This window comes from Flammeovirga aprica JL-4 (assembly GCF_012844305.1).
Classification (GTDB): domain Bacteria; phylum Bacteroidota; class Bacteroidia; order Cytophagales; family Flammeovirgaceae; genus Flammeovirga; species Flammeovirga aprica.
In genome coordinates, this window is sequence record NZ_JABANE010000012.1 from 1 (window position 1) to 20,380 (window position 20,380).

The window sequence follows — 20,380 nt, forward strand, 5'->3', positions numbered from 1 at the left end:
GATTTGACACGACAATTTCTAGCTGGAAAGGGTTCAATTTTCTAGGGATTATAGTTATTGGACTAAAAAAATTTATGAAAATCAAAAAAGTCTAGATGACTTCAATAACAAAAAAGGATCGAACAACAAACTGCTCGATCCTTAAAATTATATATTCGTATTTAGTATTCTTCATTAAGCTTTTACGCCATCGTCTTTCACTACACCCTCTTTAATTGCTTCCACAATTGAAGGGTCCAGTAATGTCGAAGTATCACCGAAGTTGTCAGTCTGACCTTCAGCAACTTTTCTTAAAATACGACGCATAATTTTACCTGATCTTGTCTTAGGTAAACCTCTTACGATTTGTACCTTATCAGGTCGTGCGATCTTACCGATTTTGTCAATTACGACTTCGAGAATTTGCTCTTTCAGTTCTGTAATTGTGCTTACCTCAAGTTCTGCTGAGTCACAAACTACATAAGCGTAGATACCTTGACCTTTGATATCGTGAGGATAACCCACTACTGCAGATTCTACTACTGCATTGTGCATGTTGATGGCATTTTCTACTTCTGCAGTTCCTAATCTGTGACCTGATACGTTCATTACATCATCCACACGACCGAGAATTCTGTAGTAACCGTCCTCATCACGACGACAGCCATCACCTGTGAAGTACAAACCTTTGAAAGTAGAGAAGTAAGTCGACTTACAACGTTCGTGATCACCCCAAGTGGTTCTCAACATTGAAGGCCAAGGGTATTTCACACAAAGGTTTCCTTCTACACCTTTTCCTTCAATCTCATTACCTTCGCCATCCACTAATACAGGCTGAATACCCGGCAATGGAAGAGTTGCGTAAGTAGGTTTGGTCGGAATAACGCCTGCTATAGGTGATATCATGATTCCACCCGTTTCAGTTTGCCACCATGTATCTACAATCGGGCATCTTCCTTTACCAATATGTTGATGATACCACTCCCAAGCTTCACGGTTGATAGGTTCCCCTACTGTACCTAAAACTCTGAGGCTATCTAATTTATATAATTCTACATATTCCAAACCTTGTGCCATCAGTGCTCTGATTGCAGTAGGTGCAGTGTAGAAGATGTTTACTTTTAATCGATCTACGACTCTCCAAAAACGGCCTGCATCCGGGAAAGTAGGAATACCTTCAAACATTACTGAAGTCGCACCTTCTAACAGTGGGCCATATACAATATAAGAGTGACCTGTAATCCAACCGATATCGGCAGTACACCAATACACATCATTTTCTTGGTATTGGAATACATTTCTGAAGGAATACCAAGTATAAACCATGTAGCCACCCGTTGAGTGCACTACACCTTTTGGTTTACCGGTAGAACCTGATGTATAAAGGATAAATAGTGGATCTTCTGAATCCATTACTTCTGGATCACAAACTGAAGGAACCGACTTGATTTCATCATGCCAGTATACATCGCGTTCTGGATCCATTTTTACATCACCACCCGTACGTTGATAAACAATCACTTTGTCCACTTCAGGACATTGAAATAAAGCTTCGTCAGCGATTTGCTTTAGCTCTACTACTTTGTTACCACGAGGTCCTTGATCTGCAGTGATTAAGATTTTTGCACCAGCGTCATTGATTCTGTCTGCTAATGCTTGAGCCGAGAAACCACCAAAAATTACAGAGTGAATGGCTCCTACTCTAGCACATGCCAATACAGCAATCGCTAATTCTGGTACCATAGGCATGTAAAGACAAACTCTGTCACCTTTCCCAACGCCATTTCTCTTTAATACATTGGCAAAAAGACATACTTGCTCATGTAATTCACGATAAGAAAAGATTCTGTCTTTCTCATGGGGATCATTTGCTACCCAGTGGATAGCTGTTTTATCACCTCTCGAAAGCAGGTGACGATCCAAGCAGTTTTCGGTAATGTTAAGTTTACCATTTGTAAACCAACTCACATTGTAATTGTCGAAATCATATTCGACAGTTTTGTCCCATTTTTTTCTCCAGACAAATTGTTCTGCTACTTCTGACCAAAAACGTTCAGGTTCGCTCACGCTTCGCCTATAGGCTACAGCGTAGTCTTCCAAGTTGTTAATTCTGCTAATCATTAGTGTCGTAAAGTTTGAGTAATAGACAGTGTATCAAGCATCAATTCAGCTTAAATACATTACTATTAAAGTCTTAAGTGTTTAAAATATTACTGAAGTTTTCGAATTTGAATATAGATACTGAGAAATAAAAAAAAGAGATTTAACTATACTTACGCTAATTTAGTATAGTTATTTTTTCATTTGCCATGAGATGACCATATACTTATCTCCCACTTGTGTAATGACGGAGGAAGATGTTTTCAGATTTTCCCTATTGATAATATAGGTCAATAATTCACTGTGATTCATCAATTGATAAGAAGGTGCGTAGGCATCTGTTTCTAAACGCGGAATATTATATTTCTTCACCCAGTTCATCACTGAGACATGACTAACCCCTAAAATTCTTTCAATCTCTCTATAACTCACCCCTTCTAAATACAATTGCAATGCTTTGATCACATACTTCCGCTCTACCTCCCTTCCTTTTTTGGCAACGGAAAAATTATAGTGACAGTTCTTGCATTTATAACGTTGCTTTCCTTTCACAAAGCCACTCTTTATAAAGCTATTACTTTCACATTTCGGACAGGATAATTCTGATATTGTCATAAAAATGAATAAGTACTTCTGTATTTCTGATAAATAGAATAGTGCAATAAAGTATACTTAATTAGCATATATATACCTAATTACCAATATTCATGTAATAAATACACTTTTTCTGTATTTTTAACAAATTTAAACGTATAAATAGCACTTACACCACAATAGGTATTTGAAAGGAATTTTAGATAGAAAAATAGTTCAAGTGTAAAAAAAGCTTAAATTTACGATTCAATCACATTTAAATATGAAGTCTCCTTTACTAATAAATTTACTGTTACTCGTACTTCTTGTATCATGCGGTTTTGACCCTAATGATTTTAATGATATTGGTGTAAAGCCTTTGGAATCAAAATCTGTGGCTGTTCCTTTACTGGATGGAAATGTAGAATTACAAGATTTGCTGTCAAAAACAGATCAATCGCATCTGCATACTGATCAAGTTCCTTGGTATCTGGAATATAAATCATGGGAAACTCAAGCTCAGAAAGACACGGTAACTCCTCTTGTGACAGGGACTGAAATTTTAAATGATGAGTACTTCAAACTACAAACAGGATTGCAAGTTCCTCTTCTTACTTCATTTGAGAATATAATCATCAACAAAGAGGTTGTACTTCCCATAAATACTGTCAATCCTTTTTTCGATGTGAACATCCTAACAGTCTCTGATGGACAGTTTAACGCTACCTTCAGGAATAAAGGACTATTTGTATCTTCTTTCATGATGGAACTGATTCAATACAATAACAGTGATACGACTGTTCTCCAAAGAGAAGAATTTCAATTACAACCGAATAATAATAGCTCACTCACTTTTCAAATTACAAATGCTGTAATACACAGTTCTAATAATCGAAAGACAGCACTACGATTCAAAAATACAATAAGAGGTAATAATGCTCCTTATACTATTGAACCTTCCCCTGCACAAGGCATCAGTATTAATGAAGTAGGTGGTATACATTTCACTCCCTTTGTAGATGTTGACTTGAATATCCCTTTCGATGAAAAATTTATGAACATCAGTATTTTTGATAATACACTAGAAGACGGCGGTGTTACCTTATCTGATTTTCAATTGGATGTGGTATCCTATAATACTTTCGGATTGGATATTTTTGCAGGAGAAATTGAAGTTTTTGCTCAAAGTTCAATTGACAGTTCACTTACACCTATTGTGTTTACATCCACACAGATCGGTCGTCCTCGTAATCAATTTAATGAAAAGGTAGATACATTATCAGTCTTAAAACCTGAAGCCGCATTATCTCTTAAGCCTAATAAATTAATCATGAAAGGTAATCTTCAAATAAAAATGCGAAAAGGTGTTGATTATTTTATTGAAGCTGATTCCTATATCAAAGAACAGTTTGTACTTCAAATTCCTTTTAAATTAGGGATGGATAATGTGACTTTCTCTACCACCATCGTAAGACAGCAGGACGTGCAGGAGAGTATAGACATATTGGATTCTGCTACGGTCCGAATCGCAATTAATAACTATTTCCCTATGGATGGCATACTGTCTATTTACACCAAAAACGAGATGGAAGATATAGCGCCCTATCAGATTGATTTAAGTTCAGAAGCCAATCAAAATGATTTTGTATTTATGAAAGCGGCTGTCCTTGATGAAAATGATCTAGTTACTGCACCCACTATGCTTCAAAATACTTTTAGAATAACTAGAGATGATGCACGAAGAATCCTTCAAGCCAATTATATTTATGTTGAAGGAAGGTTCAGTACACCTGACGGGAAGGTGATTCCTTTTGTTCCTGGACATCGCTTATTAATAAAAGCAGGTATTTTTGCATCTGTAACCCTATCTCCTGATGATTTGTAATTTCAAGAAATATATTTTTTTAATCTCCTGTTTTTTAAGTGCTTTTACATGTTTCGGTCAGCAGGAAACCATGCTTTATTTTATGAAAGACATGCCTCAGTCTTTACAGCTCAACCCTGCCCATAAAAGCGTTTATAAAACTTCTATCATTCTGCCTTCGGTTTACTTGAATGCAGAATCGACCACTTTTTCATATAATAATATTTTTACAGAGGATCTAGACGGAACGAACATTGACTTGGAGAAATTTTTTGAGAAGCTTCAGGATCAAAATATAATGGAATCAACAGCGGTTGTTGATCTTGTAGGGTTAACAATTACTTCAGACAAGATCAGTTTCAGCTTGTTTGTTAGAGAAAGGATTTCTAGTGTAATGCAAATCAAAGAGGATGTGGGTGAATTGTTTGCAAAGGGTACTGCGCATCCTGATAACTTGAATAAAGAATTTAATGTGGCTCCTGAGTTTAACTTAAGTCATTATAGAGAATATGGTTTTGGATTCAATTATAATATCAAGGATCGATGGACGTTTGGACTTAATGCCAAATACCTGTCTGGTCTGATGAATATCAGTATGAAAAATGCCAAAATCACTTTACAGACGGAAGATGCCGCCAATTACCCCATCACAATTGCTATGGGTGATGCACCTATCAGAACAGCGGGTTTTAATAAGCTACTGACTTCCGACAAAGAATTTACAACGGCTGAACTTGGTTCTTATCTGGCTGGTGGTGCAGGCAATGGATTTGCCTTTGATTTAGGTTTAACATTTCAGCTTACTGATAGAATATTACTGGAATTTGCTGCGACTAATATCGGACAAATCATCTGGAGTAATTCAAGACAAGACTATCAGCTTGGTGCCGAAAATTACAATACCGTAGTACTTACAGGTTCTAATCCTCAAGACGTTTTCAACAGTGAAAATTTTGACGAGCCTAATCCTCAATACGACTCTTTAGTAAAATTATTTGATTTTCAAGAGCTCCCAAGTGATGGAGGTACTTACACAACCACTCTCCCAATGTATACCAACGTAGCGGCGAGTATTAATTTAGGCCACAAGTTTATTATTGGATGTACAGCTGGCTTTAGTTACTTAGACGGTTATTTCAATCCTAGAGCTTCATTCAGTATGAATAAAAGGTTTGCTGATTTCCTTGGGATTGGAGTCAATTACACTGCCGATAAAAGTGGAATATCCCGTTTTGGTGGAGCTGTATCCATTGGTTTTCCAGGCATTAAAGTATATGCTATTTCTGATGACCTTGTAAAAAACATTACCAATTGGAAAGATTCTCAATCATTAGGTGTGAGAGTAGGTGTAAACCTCAACTTTGGTTATGTCAAGCAAAACTATCTTAATAAAAAACAAACTAGGTCAAGTCAGATTATGGAATGGGAAAGGTAAATACATTGTAATCTAAATTACCATAAACTTTCAATCGATTTTTCTGCAAGCTTTTTATGTTCTTCTTCCAAGCTTACTTCCTCTTCATTTTTCCATTGATGAAAAACGAAGCAAAAAATCTAGGCATTGAAGGCTAAAGTTAAATTCCATTCCTTTCGCATCAATGATTTTAAACTCGCTAAGGCTCAAACAAAAAATCATTTTCAACGGCTCAATACATGAAATTCTTAACGCTTTTCCCTTCAAGGCCGGGATAGCACTTCCAAACGAATTAAGTAAAAAATCTACTGACGCGCATGTTATGTGTTTGTGTCATTCGTGCCTTACTGATCATCTGAAATCTCCTGACTTCTAAATACTATAAATGATGAAAACTTAGTTTACGATATAGTAAATCAACAAAGTGCGTCATTATGGAGCACTTTGTTACTTTCAAATACATTCTCTATTCAATCAAAACTCAAAAATAAACACCTAACTAACTCATATACAAGACAAAACACATCTACGGCTTATTCTTTTCATTAATAATGGTGCGTCACACAAAAAAGCATCAAAATGGACAGAATAATTACAAAAGAAGAAAAACTAAAAGATACAAAGAAGAAATACTTCAGAATCGGTACAGGAATTATTTTCGGGTTAGGTATACTCTATTTGGTAAACGGTTATCTGACAAAGAAAATTGACCGAAAAGATATTTCAATTGGAATTGTAGAAAAAGGCAATGTTGCCTTGACCATCTCAGGAAGTGGTAAAATTGAACCTACATTACAAAAAGCCATTACCTCTCCTTTTTCATCGTTTATTGAAGCTACGCACAAAGGCATCGGTGATGAAGTGAAAAGTGATGAATCTTTACTTCAAATCAATGTAGCAGAAGCGGAAAACACCCTTTCTTCTATGAAGGATGAAGCGGAAATGAAACGTGTGGAAATCAACAAGGAAAAGCTAAGACTGAATAAAGAACTTTTCAACCTGAAAAAAGAAACTCAAATCAATGCTCTTCAATTAAAAAGCAGAGAGGAAGCACTGAAAAGTGAAACAAAGCTTTTGGAAATTGGTGGTTCTACGGAAGAAAAAGTAAAGCAAGCGAAAACGTTATTAGAAATTGAAAATCTGAAGCAGGAACAATTAACACATGATTTAAAAATCAAAGAACAAGGTATTCTTCAGGAAATCAAGTCGCTAGAATTGTCATTATCCATTCAGCTTAAAAGTATTCAAGAGCAAGAAAGAAAACTGGAAAAAGCGAAAACCAAAACTGGAATGGATGGTGTGATCACTTTTATAAAAGATAAAGTAGGTGCTTCTATTGCTGAAGGTGAAGTACTGGCTAGAGTGGCAAATATGGATCAGTTTAGAATTCGTGGTAAAGTATCAGAGCAGTATGTCGCTTCTCTTTCTATTGGAATGGATGTATTGGCAAAAACATCAAAAGCAACATATAGTGGAAGTGTAACCAGTATTTCTCCTTCATCAGAAAACGGAATGATTACGGTTTTAGTGCAAATTGATGAACAAGAGGGATTGCATTTGCTTCGCCCAGATATGATCGTTGACCTGTCCATTATCAGAGAACAGCATGAAAATGTATTGAGAGTTAAAAATAGAGGTGCTTTTAAAGGAGTAAAAGGTGAGAAGTTATTTATGATCAAAAATGGTATAGCCGAAAAAGTGACAATACAGACCGGCTTTAGAAATTCAGAGTGGGTAGAACTGAAGAGTAATGTGCAAGAAGGTGATTCTATTATCATCTCCCCTACTGATAAATTTATCAACTCACCTCATATCGAATTAAAATAATTTTTGACAGATAAATGAATTTCAAGATGAAAAAACTATCATTATTGCCCCTTCTACTTTTTGTAACATCTTCTTTATTTGGTCAAAAAGTATTGAGCCTAAAACAAGCTATCAACCTAGCACAAGCGAATTCAAACTACGTGCAGATTGCAGGTAAAACATTAGAAATTGAAAGAGCAAATTTCAAGTCTTTCCAAACCGATTTACGTCCTCAAATGGTATTGAAAGGCACTCCGACTTCTTATGGTAAAAACTACAATCCTATTACTCAACCCGATGGTAGTGTGGTGTATCAGGCTGTGGAGCAAAACAATATCAATATGCAGTTGAATCTTACACAACAGATTGCCGCTACTGGCGGTTCTATTTTCATAGGCAGTCAAATCAATCGTTTTGATAATTTCCAGGCGTCCAATCATCAATACCAAGCTCAGCCTTTTTATATCGGTTACAATCAGCCCATCTTTCAATACAATCAATTGAAATGGCAGAAAAAACTAGCGCCACTTCAACTACAGGAAGCTGAAAAACAATTTATTGAAGATATGGAATGGATTGCCGTTCAAACTACTCAGTTCTATTTCGACGCTCTTGTATCACAATTGAACAGCAACATTGCACTTCAAAACGTGGAAGACAATAAGAAAATTGTAAAAATCACCAAAGCTAAAAAGGAAATGGGCAGGGCTTCTGAAAGTGAGGTCTTACAAGTAGAACTAAATGTGATTACTGCTGAACAAACCTATGCTTCTGCTAATTTGAGTTATAGAACTGCGATGAGAGCTTTATTGAATTACCTTCAAGTAAGTGATTATGATGAATCCATCATTCAATTATTGGTTCCTTCTAACTTCAACCTTAGTGAAATTAACACTGATCAGGCTTGGGAGTATGCTAAAAGAAATCGTAAGGATTTTATCAATTACCAAAGAAGAATGATGGAAGGAGAATCACAAATTGCGAAAGCGAAAAGAGACAACCGTTTTCAAGCCAATGTGGAAGTTGCATTTGGTTTAAGCAATCAATCTCAAGACATTACTCAAGCTTACAGCAACAATATTCAATCACAGCAATTTAATGTAACATTGGCAGTACCGATTTTGGATTGGGGAAGAGCGAAGGCTAGAATAAATGCAGCTGTAACTAGTTATGAATTGACTCAAGCCCAAATTGAGCAAGACAAGTTGGATTTTCAAAGGGAAGTCATCAACGCCAGTGAACAATTGGAAACAATGGCAGAACAGGTGAATTATATTCAAAAGGCAGATGAGGTAGCTCAGAAAAAGTACTCTATCGCTTTGCAACGCTATGAACTGGGCGATATCAATATCCGTGAGTTGGTTTGGTCAACCGATGAAAAAGATCAGGCAAAAAATGCATATATCAATACTTTAAAATCGTATTGGGTGAGTTATTATCAGTTGAGAACAATTACGTTGTATGATTTTGAGGAGAGAGAGAATATACGTTATGTTATACAATAGTCAGAAAGGGTAATCTAATTTATGGTTATCCTTTTTGATTAAAAATACTTAATCCACTTTGAAGTACTCCTTCTTTTATAGTCAGAAAATTTCTTAGTTGGGATATATAACACTAATGACAGTAAAACCATACACAGCCATATTTGCCAAAGATGATCGAAACCGAAGTATTCTCCTTGGTTTGTTCCGTAGATATTTACCAAGATTTTATAGGCTATTAAAAGTACATATAGATGAAGGATATAAAAGAACATAGGCGCTGATCCATACGTTCTTAAAAACTCAGTCAAACGGTTTTGTACTTTTTCAAAAAGGCATAATAAGAAACATCCGATTCCAATCGTCAAAAGAATAAAATCCAATGAAGGAGGATACTTTTTAAAGTTCAAAAATGACATCACTGACTGAATAAAAGTATCTTGGATCTTCCAAGGTAGAGTCTCTCCATAGATATTAAACCCTCTTATCAACATCAGTAAACTCAAACAACTTAAACCAATTTTAACTAAAGCTTTCAGTCTAGCCTCAGCACTGAATTTCTCTCCAAAAAGAGGCCCTGTAAAATACCCCAACAAAATTACTCCAATCCAAGGCAAAACAGGGTAAGAAGCTTTTATAGCGATAAAATCATTTGGAAGGATAAATCCTCTCTGATATAAAACTGTCCATAATGTATAACCAATTTGATCTTCATTGAGATGAATTGAAGTCAGTAAGTTGTGACCAAAAACAATTAAAAAGCCTAACACTCCAACCCACTTGTGATTCAACTTGCTTAAGAATGCAAGGCTAATCATACTCACACCAATAGCCCAAATCACTTGTAAATAGAGCGTCTGATAATTCCCAAACCAAGAAAAATTAATCAATGTGATTTCAATTAGAATAAGAAATAAACCTCTTTTCCATAAAAAACTACTTGCAGATCGTGATGGCTTTCCTTTAGGGTGAGCATACAACCATGCCGACAACCCCGTTAAAAACACAAATATTGGAGCACACAAGTGAGCCAAAATCCTAGAAAAAAATAATCCAGTGGATGTATCATCAATATTAATAGGGTCTGATACGGGCATATGATAATAGAATCTTTCTCTCACATGATCCAACAACATTATTAGCATTACTAGACCTCTTAATATATCAATGGAAGATATTCTCTTTTTAGCAGTGGGGTTCAATTGGTTTGTACTCATTTTTATTTTTTTAAAACGCGACATAATCGCATTTGTATTTTCAATCAAAAATAGGAAACAACACTCATTTAAGATCGTAATTGTACGGTAATAATTATTAATACTTTTTCAGCTGAAGTAAGAATAAATAGTTACCCTCTAGCCACGTAGCCATGCTTCGTGTTGGTATTTAGAGATTATTATAAATGTTTTTAATAAAATTCTGAAGCCCCTTTGTATCCCACGAGTGTAGTAAGATTATGTCGTTACAAAGTACCGATAAGATCACCTATTCACAAAGTGCTACAAAACGGAACACTTTGCAATTAATCGAATCATTCCTAATCTACTCAAAATACCTAAAACACAACTCAAATACCTATTAATCAGCATTTTAATTATTTTTGAACACTTTTTTCATAAGTAATAGTGAACTTTGGTACAGTTCGTTTGAGTTTTCTACTCGTGTCAAATTAAAAACTAAAAGTCTACCATCATGATCGAATTAAAAAATATCAGTAAAGTATTTAAAACAGATGCCGTTGAGACATGGGCATTAGAGAATATATCATTGAAGATTGAGAAAGGTGAATTTATTTCTATCATGGGGCCTTCAGGTTGTGGCAAGTCAACACTCTTAAGTATTATGGGTCTGTTGGATCTACCTTCTGATGGAACAATTGAGATTAATGGAAATAACCCATTACAACTATCGGATAAGAAACTGGCTAAATTTAGAAACGAACATTTAGGTTTTGTATTCCAATCTTTCCACTTAATCAACGATTTGAGTGTAAGAGAAAACGTTGCAATGCCTTTATTATATAGAAGTATCTCTTCTAAAGAAACAAAGAAAAGAGTGGAAGAAGCGTTGGAGCGTGTGGGTTTATCGCACCGTATGGACCATAAACCTACTCAACTTTCTGGTGGTCAACGTCAAAGAGTGGCAATTGCAAGAGCTATTGTTGGAAACCCTTCGATCATCTTTGCCGATGAACCTACTGGTAACTTAGACTCTGTAATGGGTGAAGAAGTAATGCAAATGCTGATGAAACTAAACAAAGAAGGAGCAACAATCGTGATGGTTACACACGACGAGCAACAAGCAAAAATGACGGATAGAATTGTAAGAATTTTTGATGGTCGTCAAGTATCTGTTCAAGCTAAAAACTCATTTGAAACTGCATAATTATGGTAACGTATATAAAACTCGCTTGGTACTCTTTGAAGAAAAATCCCTTCTTCTCTTTTATCATCCTTTTTGGTATCAGTATTACGATTATGATGGTAATGTTTATCGGGTCTATTTTGGATACCTCTTATGGCCCAAATGGCACCTATATAAATACAGATAGAACATTAATCGCTAACAATATAAAAGTCAACAGAATTGAAGGACATGGTTATTCCAATAGTTCATTATCATACTATGCTTACAAGGAATATTTTTCTAAAATGAAATCTTTTGAGGTTTCAACCATTACAATGAATCACTGGTTTAGTAATGTGTATTACAAAAACTTAGCTAAAAAAATAAAACGTCTGGATATTGATGAAAAATTCACTCAGATCTATCCATTGGAATTTATTAAAGGAAGACCTTTCAATTTTGAAGATCTTAATGAAAGAAGAAAAATCACCATCATCACTGATAAGTTAGCAAAAGATCTATTTGGAGAAGAAGACCCACTTGGAAAAAAAATCAAGACCGACTCTGAAATGTTTGAAGTAATAGGAGTAGTAAAGGCTGTAAATAAATTAAGAAAAAATGCTGCTGCTGACATTTACACACCTTACAATATTCATAAAAAAGTAGATACTGACTGGCACCTTGTATTAGGTAGTTCACATGTTTTTATGAAGTTTAAAGATAAAGACGCTTTGATTAGAGGTCAGGAAGAATATCAAGAAGTTTTATCTTCTATTCCGATTGATGCATCAAAAAATGAAGTAAGCTTAGAAAGTAGAGCGATGACCGAAAAAGTAAATATTTTTTATAACATGCTTGATGTAGAAGATGAAAAAATGTACTACGTATACTTGTATGTAATTGTACTGATCATCATGGCTATTCCTGCTTTGAGTCTTATCAATCTCAATATTACAAGAATTGCTGAACGAACATCAGAAATGGGAATTAGAAAAGCATTTGGTGCTTCATCTTCTGACTTACTAAAACAGCTTTTAGTGGAAAATGTATTTACCACTTTAATCGGTGGAATGATGGGAATCTTATTTTCCTTCATTATGGTTTATCTCTTTAATGCATTCAGTTGGATGGGCGAAGGTGAAACATTAGAAATCAATTACTGGCTTCTAGTATTCGGGTTGAGCTGTACACTTTTCTTCAGTATACTATCAGGCTTCTACCCTGCCCTTAAAGTTTCCAATTTCGGTATTATCAACTCACTTAAATCAGACAAGCAATGATCAAGCATTCATTATATATATTGTGGACCAGAAAAAGTAAAAATGCTTTAATGGTCGCAGAAATCGCCATCTCTTTTATCATTCTGTTTTTATTATTTACGTTGCTTTTCAACAAGTATAAAAACTTTGCACACCCTATTGGTTTCAATACTGAAAACATTATGATTTTGAAACTCAACGGTAGTAGGATGTCAGAAGAGGATAAAAAAGCAGACAAACAAGATGCTCTTTATGATGCCATTTTTCAAACTATCCATCAACAAGAAGAAGTCCTCAGAGCAACTGAGATAGATTATTCTCACCCTTATACTTACTCTAGAAATACTGGTCGTATTGTGATGGACGGAGGGATTGAGTTTGAACCCACTGATCAAAGATTTAGACCTTCAGTATTTGACGTGTTAGAGATTGAATTTATCAAAGGTAGAGCTTTTACTAAAGAAGATGCTCAACATAGCTATATACCAATTGTAGTTAATAATCAATTCTATCAGAAATTAAAACCTTATTTGAGTGATGATGAAACTTTTGTGGAAGACGATAGAGAGTTTAAAATCTTTGGTGTGATGGCACATTACAACAAAGAAAGTGATTATAAAGATGAGGAAGATATAATGATTCAATCAGCGGATTTTCTACACTGGTTGAAAGACAGTCATCAATCAACAATCTTTGTCAAAACTAAAAATGATCCAAGAAAAATTGAAGCTCAATTAGTCAGTGCTATCGAAAGAATCAACCCTAAGTTGGGAGTAAGTGTAGATTATTTTGATAGCATGCAAGAAGGTAGAAATAAATGGGAATTGCTGCCCCTATTCTTGATCTCATTTGTGGCACTTTTCTTAGTCATAAATATTGCATTAGGATTGTACGGAGTATTGTGGTACAACATCAGTAAAAGAAAAAGTGAAATCGGTATTCGTAGAGCAATGGGTGCCTCAGAGGGTGATATTTTCATTCAAATGCTAACCGAGGTTTTTATTTTAGCTTTCTTCGGAATTCTAATTGGTGGAATTTTCGCAATACAGTTCCCTATTCTAGGAGCATTTAATTACACTACATTAGAATACATGACAGGTGCTTTGCTGTCCTTGACTTTCGTATTACTAATCACAATCGCTTGTGGATATTACCCTAGCAAACTTGCAACAAAAGTGACGCCGAATGAGGCTTTACATGAACTATAAAAAATCAATTATGAAATTATCTAACATCAAGTTACTCCTATTTTTATTCCCATTTTTTGTTTCTTGTACAGCAACAAAAAATCAACCATCAAACGAAAAACTAATAGTTAAAACTAAAACTGGTGAATTGGCCATCTTAATTAATGAAGGATCGAATAGACATTTCAGTTGGAGAGATATAAAACCTTCTCAAAATAAATTGAAATGGGATTTAAGTTTCTATGAAACTTCTGAAAAAGTGATCGTCAAATCGGATATCGATAGTGTAGAATTCATTATGAAAAATCACTCTTCAAAAATGGTACAATTTGATTTCGGAAATGACTCTACAGTTGATGTTCAATTTATTTCTGATGACTTTAAAACTCAAGAAATTCAGTTTGATTCAAATAATGGTATAGGATATCAAGTGAAATATCAGGAAACGCCAAGTAAATATTTGAAAGAACTTGAAAAGAAATATCCTATGGACTTGAAAGGTGAAAATAAATCTGATACAGAAACAGTTCTCGAAGTCCTACATTGGGTGGGTTCGAGATGGAAACATAACGGAAGTAATTCACCATCAAAAAGTGATGCTATTACTATATTGGATGAAGTCAATGAAGGCCAACGTTTTCCTTGTTTTGCATTTGCAATCGTTCTTCGAGATCAGCTTAGTGTATTAGGCTATAAGGCTAGAACTATCTATTTAAAAACAGCTGATGCCGCTACGAGTAATTACCCATCAGGACATGTAGCTACAGAAGTTTATTTAGACGATTTAGAAAAGTGGGCATACGTAGATGGTCAGTTTAATGCTATGCCAATGGTAAATGATATTCCTCTTAATGCTGTAGAATTTCAAACAGCACTTACTAATAATTATAAGAATGTAATTGTAAAAACATTAAATACAGAGCCTGTATATAAAAACAATTTTAATGACTTTATATATCCTTATTTATACTATATCGAAACCTCATTAGATAATCGTTACGAAAAAGATAAAAGATTTAAAATCGATGGAAAACGTAATATGATGCTTGTTCCATTAGGAGCTGATAATCTAAAGAAAACGAAATTTTATGGATCTAACATCGATTACTGTGTATACACAAATTCATTAGAAGACTTCTACGCAAAGCCAAATATCGAGAATAAGGATATATAGATTATAAATAATTTATTTAGCGAAACTCTAAGTATTAGTATTAGGACAATAGTAAACGGACATTTTATCCTTTCTTCTGTCCTAGTACTGAAAGTATTTAATATATAATTCCAGTGTCAAATATTTGAGAGCAAAAGTTCTTCTTCATTAAAATGCAATACCTATGAAAACTACATTAATTTCTTTCATCGCTATGGCAGCACTTACTTCATGTGCTCCAACAGCTTCACTTATTTCAGGAGCGAATTATAGAAACGTCAAATTAAGTCAAACGGATGAAGCCATCAATATGAAGTTTAAGTCCTTTTCAGGAAAAGACAATTTCAAAATCAATTGTAGTGAAGGGACAACTGCATTAATACTGAAATCTTCTCATTCAAAAGGAGAATTTAATGTTGTCATTAAGAATGAAAATGGTCAGATAATCAAACAAACTGACAATTCTGAATATGTTGAACAAAAAATTAACCTGGATGGAACAAAGCAGGTAGCAATAGAAATCCAAGGCAAAGAAAGCAGTGGTGACCTCAACTGTTCTTGCATTTAATTACATAAATCTAGTTTCAAATGAGGGGCTAATTATAAAGAGTAAGTCACGATTACGAAAAATTAAAAAACGATAAATCATATTCTTAATATAGTTTAAAACAAAGATCTACTCTATCTTTAAAGATTAACAAATTTTCAAGATGACCAATTCCTATATACTAATTATTGACGACGACGAGGCAGTTCGTAAATCCATCGGTTTATTTCTAAAAATGAATGGTTTCAAACCTATTCTGGCACCTCATCCCAAAGAGGCTTATCCTCTGCTTTCTGAGTTCAAATTTTCATGTGTTCTATTGGATATGAACTTCAAAGTGGAAACTACGGGTGATGAAGGCCTTACTGCCTTGAAAAAAATAAAGAAGACCACCCCTAGCCTTCCTGTTATTCTATTCACAGGTTGGGGAAGTATGCAATTGGCCATTGAAGGAATGAAATTAGGGGCTTCTGATTTTATCAATAAACCGTGGGATAATGACAACTTACTAAAATGTATCAAAGATGCCATTGCGGTCGAAAAGAATAAATTGAAAGCTCAGCCAATAGAGAAATCTCCTACGCGTAAGAAACTGGAAGAGCAATACAATATTTCTAACATTATTGGGCAAGATCCTAAGTTACTGCAAGTATTGGAGACAGTTGGCAGGGTAGCCAAAACCAATGCTCCTATTTTGATTATGGGTGAAAGCGGTACAGGTAAAGAACTGATTGCGGAAGCGGTACATAATAATAGCCCTAGGAATGAAAAGGAATTTGTAAAGGTCAACTTAGGAGGTATTTCACAATCTTTGTTTGAGTCTGAAATGTTTGGGCACAAGAAAGGTTCCTTTACTGGAGCTTACACTGACCGTGAAGGACGTTTTGCAGTTGCTGATCAAGGAAGTATTTTTCTGGATGAAATGGGAGAATTGGATCTTTCCTCTCAGGTGAAACTATTGAGAGTTTTGCAAGAAAGAAAGTTTGAACCTTTAGGATCTTCTAAAACACAAACGGCAGATTTCAGAGTAATATCGGCAACCAATAAGACTTTACCGGAATTGGTAAAAGAAGGAAAATTCAGAGAAGACCTTTTCTTTAGAATTAATTTGATCACGGTAGTACTTCCTCCTTTGAGAGAACGTAAAGGCGATATTCCATTATTGGCACAGCATTTCTTAGATCAATTGGAAACTTCCTATGGAATCACAGGTAAAGCATTTGCTCCTGACACTTTGAAATGGCTACAAAAACAACCGCTCAAAGGAAATATCAGAGAGTTGAAAAACTGGGTGGAAAGTTCTGTTTTGATGAGTACAAGTGATGTACTCCAAATCAGTGATTTTGAAAACAACCCCACTAATATTCACGCTTTCCAGAATGATGAAATCAAAGAAGAGATCGTTCCTAATGGAATGACACTTGAGGAAATGGAAATTTTGATGATCAAAAATGCTTTGGAAGATAACCGTTATAAAATTGCACCATCTGCAAAACAATTGGGAATCTCAAGAAATGCACTTTATAGAAAAATAGAAAAATACGAAATTACGGATGCTCAAGATTGAATATAGCTTACTATCGTTACTTATCGTTGGAACACTTTTAGGCGTTACTTATACAAACAGACTAGAGAGTCCTTTACTTTTTTTGACTGCTGAAGTGGTATCAGTCATTGTGGTATTATGGCTGATCAGACTCTATTTATTTGTGAGCAAACCCCTCAAAGAGCTAAATAATGCCTTAAGGCTACTCACCAACAACGATTTTCAATCAAGACTGCTTCCAACTCCTCATCCTATTGTCAATAAATTAGTGACTGTATTTAACAAGATGATCGATAGAATTCATCAAGAGAGGGTGGAACAGAGAGAACAAAGCTATTTTTTAGAGCATTTAATTAAAGCTACTCCTCATGGCATAATTATACTTGACTACGATCAAAAAATCATCAAATCTAATCCTACTGCTGTTAATATGCTGGAGATGGATTTTGGACAACTTCAAAATAAAGGTTTAGATGAAATTGATGCTCCACTTTTGAATGCAATCCATCAATTACCGCTGGAAGTCGCCCAAGATATTCAGTTTTCAGGGGGTAGAAAGTACAGATGTCACAAATCCTCTTTTATCTTCCAAGGATTTCAACAGCAATTTATCATCATTCAAGACCTTTATTTAGAAGATATTAAAAAGGAGAAACAAGCCTACAGTAAGGTGATCCGAATGATGAGTCATGAGGTCAACAATTCAGTGGGGGCAATTAACTCTTTTGTCGATACATTGAAAATGTTTGCTCCTCAAGAGGATGAAATTAAAGAAGATTATCTAGACGCTTTGAGCATTATTAAAGATAGAAATGAGGCGATGGCTCTTTTTATGAAAAACTTTGCCTCTGTGGTAAAAGTACCTGAACCTGATTTCCAAAAGGTTGATTTATCAGAACTACTCGAAAACCTCACGGACCTATATCAAGCAGACTTAAAACAACATCAGATTGCTATTTCATTAAGCATACCATCGAATACTCATGTTGAAGCAGATAAAAGTCTTCTCGAACAGCTTTTTATCAACATCATTAAGAATGCAAAAGAGGCATTATTAGAGGTGGAAAGTGACAGAAGTATCAAAATTGATTTCAATTCGACAGAGAAAAAACTTCAAATCTGGAATTCCGGACCTGCGATATCAAAAGAAGTAGAAGAAAAACTCTTTACGCCGTTTTACAGCAGTAAGCCTACAGGTCAGGGAATCGGTTTGATGCTCTGCAGAGATATTTTAGTAAAACACAAATGGGATTTTGCATTATTCAGTGATGCAAAAGGTGGGGCTACTTTTGAAATAAAACAGATAAAATAGTTATAAAACGTCTAAAAACATACGCTTAGCAATATTCCAATATCGATTATTCATTTTTTTAATAAATTACCCTAACCCTACGTAAGTATAACTTTACCAATATAATAGTGCATTATATTAGATTGTGAATTTGAAATGAAATTAATTTTGTTTAGATTTTTAAAACATTACACGCTGAAACACTCCAATTCACATCTATAACCCACAAAACTCTATGCACGATATTGATCAGATTACGAATTTAAAATCAGAACTTACCCACGTTCAAAATTTACTCAAACAGAAAGAAATTATCTTTGACAGTATTCTAGAAGGCACGATGGCAGGCTTCTGGGATTGGTATATACAAGACAATTATGAGTACTTAAGTCCTACCTTTAAAAAAATGTTTGGCTATGAAGACCATGAAATGGATAATTCCCCAGAATCATGGATGAAAATTATACATCCTGAAGACTTGGAAATGGTAAAAGTCAACTTTAATAATTACATCAAAACAAGAGGCAAAGATCCTTATGTTAGCGAAGTAAGGTATTTTCATAAAGATGGCTCTTTGATATGGGTACATTGTGAAGGTAAGGTAATCGAATGGGATGAAGATTGGAATCCTATCCGTATGGTGGGGTATCATATTGATATTACAAAAAGGAAAAAAATGCAAGAAGCTGAAACATATACTCATCAGCTTGAAAAGAAAAACCAAGAATTAGAAAAGTTCGCCTACGTTGCCTCCCATGATCTCCAAGAACCCATTAACAGCATTAAAAGTTTTGCAGATTTATTGAGTGCAGACAAAGCCAATGAACTATCAGAGTCTTCAAAGGAGATGCTGGGATTTATTTCTAAGTCTGCTGACCGTATGGGAAAACTAATTTTAGGCCTTTTAGAGCATTCCAACATAGGATTAGACCGTAAAATAGAGATAGTAGATTGCAACTCACTGGTACAAGATGCTTTAAAAGATCTAGATAAAATAATTCATGACACCGGTACCACTTTCACTATAGATGCATTACCTAAAAGGCTCAACGGAAATGCTACAGAATTAAGGTTATTGTTTCAAAATTTGATCAGTAACGGTATCAAATTCCAAACAAAAGGACACGCCCCACACATTACTATTTCATGTAATTCTCTCCCCGAACATTTTCTCTTTGAATTTGTAGACAATGGAATAGGTATAGAAAAGAGAAACTTCGAAAAAATATTCGACATTTTCACTAAGCTCAATATTTATAGAAAATACGAAGGCACCGGTATTGGCTTGGCACACTGCAAAAAAATTGTAGACCTACATCAAGGCAAAATATGGCTTGATTCTACTCAAGGTGAAGGAACAACATTTTATATTAAATTACCCAAATAAGAATGAACGATTTAAAAAAAGTAATGCTTATCGATGATGAAGAGATGTCCATCTTCCTAAACAAAATGATTTTGAATAAAATGGAAGATGTGGACAAAAATATCATAGTTTTTAATGAAGCTAAAAGTGCTCTTTTCTATTTAATGAATGCTGATAAAGAGGAACATATACCAGATATCATACTGTTGGACATCAATATGCCTGACATGAATGGATGGGAATTTACGGAAAGCTACGAGGCTATTCATTTTGATTCAAAACGTCCTCAACTCGCTATTCTCACCACCTCATTAAACCCTAAAGACAAGGAAAAAGCGGACAATCTCATGATTGTTGATTTCTTTATTAACAAGCCTCTAAATCCTGGTAAAATATTAACGTTGCTGGAAGGAGTAAAGGTTTAGAATACTAATCTTTTATTATTGTAAACATAGATACGCTGTT

16 protein-coding genes are annotated in these 20,380 nt (G+C 34.8%); 13 read left to right on the forward strand and 3 right to left on the reverse strand.

The window, feature by feature from the left end:
* Positions 1-174: 174 nt before the first annotated feature.
* On the reverse strand, positions 175-2,100 hold the full coding sequence (gene acs, locus HHU12_RS06120) for an acetate--CoA ligase (RefSeq protein WP_169655873.1): 1,926 nt from the start codon (positions 2,098-2,100) through the stop codon (positions 175-177).
* A gap of 171 nt (positions 2,101-2,271) precedes the next feature.
* Complete coding sequence (locus HHU12_RS06125) at positions 2,272-2,694, reverse strand: IS1/IS1595 family N-terminal zinc-binding domain-containing protein (protein WP_157491116.1); 423 nt, start codon at positions 2,692-2,694, stop codon at positions 2,272-2,274.
* Positions 2,695-2,935: 241 nt separating this feature from the next.
* Between HHU12_RS06125 and HHU12_RS06130 the strand changes: the two genes are divergently transcribed.
* The 4 genes from HHU12_RS06130 (at position 2,936) to HHU12_RS06145 (ending at position 9,241) form a co-directional block, all read left to right on the forward strand.
* Positions 2,936-4,537, forward strand: a complete 1,602-nt coding sequence (locus HHU12_RS06130) for a hypothetical protein (protein WP_169655874.1) — start codon at positions 2,936-2,938, stop codon at positions 4,535-4,537.
* On the forward strand, positions 4,527-5,951 hold the full coding sequence (locus HHU12_RS06135) for a DUF5723 family protein (RefSeq protein ID WP_205959795.1): 1,425 nt from the start codon (positions 4,527-4,529) through the stop codon (positions 5,949-5,951). The genes HHU12_RS06130 and HHU12_RS06135 overlap by 11 nt, the downstream gene beginning before the upstream one ends.
* A 558-nt stretch (positions 5,952-6,509) precedes the next feature.
* Positions 6,510-7,757 carry an efflux RND transporter periplasmic adaptor subunit gene (locus HHU12_RS06140; protein ID WP_169655876.1) on the forward strand — a complete coding sequence of 416 codons (1,248 nt, stop codon included), beginning with the start codon at positions 6,510-6,512 and terminating at the stop codon, positions 7,755-7,757.
* Between the two features lie 26 nt (positions 7,758-7,783).
* A complete protein-coding gene (locus HHU12_RS06145) occupies positions 7,784-9,241 on the forward strand; it encodes a TolC family protein (RefSeq protein ID WP_169655877.1) in 1,458 nt (485 codons plus the stop codon).
* Between the two features lie 38 nt (positions 9,242-9,279).
* Here HHU12_RS06145 and HHU12_RS06150 read toward each other — a convergent pair whose 3' ends face one another.
* Positions 9,280-10,437 (reverse strand): DUF1624 domain-containing protein, encoded by a 1,158-nt coding sequence (locus HHU12_RS06150; protein ID WP_169655878.1) that lies wholly within the window; start codon positions 10,435-10,437, stop codon positions 9,280-9,282.
* A 475-nt stretch (positions 10,438-10,912) separates the two neighbouring features.
* Here HHU12_RS06150 and HHU12_RS06155 point away from each other — a divergent pair, with 475 nt between their 5' ends.
* The 9 genes from HHU12_RS06155 (at position 10,913) to HHU12_RS06195 (ending at position 20,340) form a co-directional block, all read left to right on the forward strand.
* The gene (locus HHU12_RS06155) at positions 10,913-11,605 is read left to right on the forward strand and encodes an ABC transporter ATP-binding protein (RefSeq protein WP_169655879.1); all 693 of its coding nucleotides are present in this window, start codon (positions 10,913-10,915) and stop codon (positions 11,603-11,605) included.
* 2 nt (positions 11,606-11,607) lie between these two features.
* Complete coding sequence (locus HHU12_RS06160) at positions 11,608-12,846, forward strand: ABC transporter permease (RefSeq protein ID WP_169655880.1); 1,239 nt, start codon at positions 11,608-11,610, stop codon at positions 12,844-12,846.
* Complete coding sequence (locus tag HHU12_RS06165) at positions 12,843-14,033, forward strand: ABC transporter permease (RefSeq protein ID WP_169655881.1); 1,191 nt, start codon at positions 12,843-12,845, stop codon at positions 14,031-14,033. Before HHU12_RS06160 ends, HHU12_RS06165 begins: the two co-directional genes overlap by 4 nt.
* A gap of 10 nt (positions 14,034-14,043) precedes the next feature.
* Positions 14,044-15,186 carry a transglutaminase domain-containing protein gene (locus tag HHU12_RS06170; protein ID WP_169655882.1) on the forward strand — a complete coding sequence of 381 codons (1,143 nt, stop codon included), beginning with the start codon at positions 14,044-14,046 and terminating at the stop codon, positions 15,184-15,186.
* 163 nt (positions 15,187-15,349) lie between these two features.
* Entirely contained in the window at positions 15,350-15,733 is a 384-nt protein-coding gene (locus tag HHU12_RS06175) for a hypothetical protein (protein ID WP_169655883.1), read from the forward strand.
* A gap of 142 nt (positions 15,734-15,875) precedes the next feature.
* Positions 15,876-17,279, forward strand: a complete 1,404-nt coding sequence (locus HHU12_RS06180) for a sigma-54-dependent transcriptional regulator (RefSeq protein ID WP_169655884.1) — start codon at positions 15,876-15,878, stop codon at positions 17,277-17,279.
* Positions 17,266-18,570 carry a sensor histidine kinase gene (locus tag HHU12_RS06185; protein WP_169655885.1) on the forward strand — a complete coding sequence of 435 codons (1,305 nt, stop codon included), beginning with the start codon at positions 17,266-17,268 and terminating at the stop codon, positions 18,568-18,570. The genes HHU12_RS06180 and HHU12_RS06185 overlap by 14 nt, the downstream gene beginning before the upstream one ends.
* A 214-nt stretch (positions 18,571-18,784) precedes the next feature.
* Positions 18,785-19,936: a sensor histidine kinase gene (locus tag HHU12_RS06190; RefSeq protein WP_169655886.1), complete on the forward strand. Its 1,152-nt coding sequence runs from the start codon at positions 18,785-18,787 to the stop codon at positions 19,934-19,936.
* A gap of 2 nt (positions 19,937-19,938) precedes the next feature.
* Entirely contained in the window at positions 19,939-20,340 is a 402-nt protein-coding gene (locus HHU12_RS06195; protein WP_169655887.1) for a response regulator, read from the forward strand.
* Positions 20,341-20,380 lie beyond the last annotated feature (40 nt).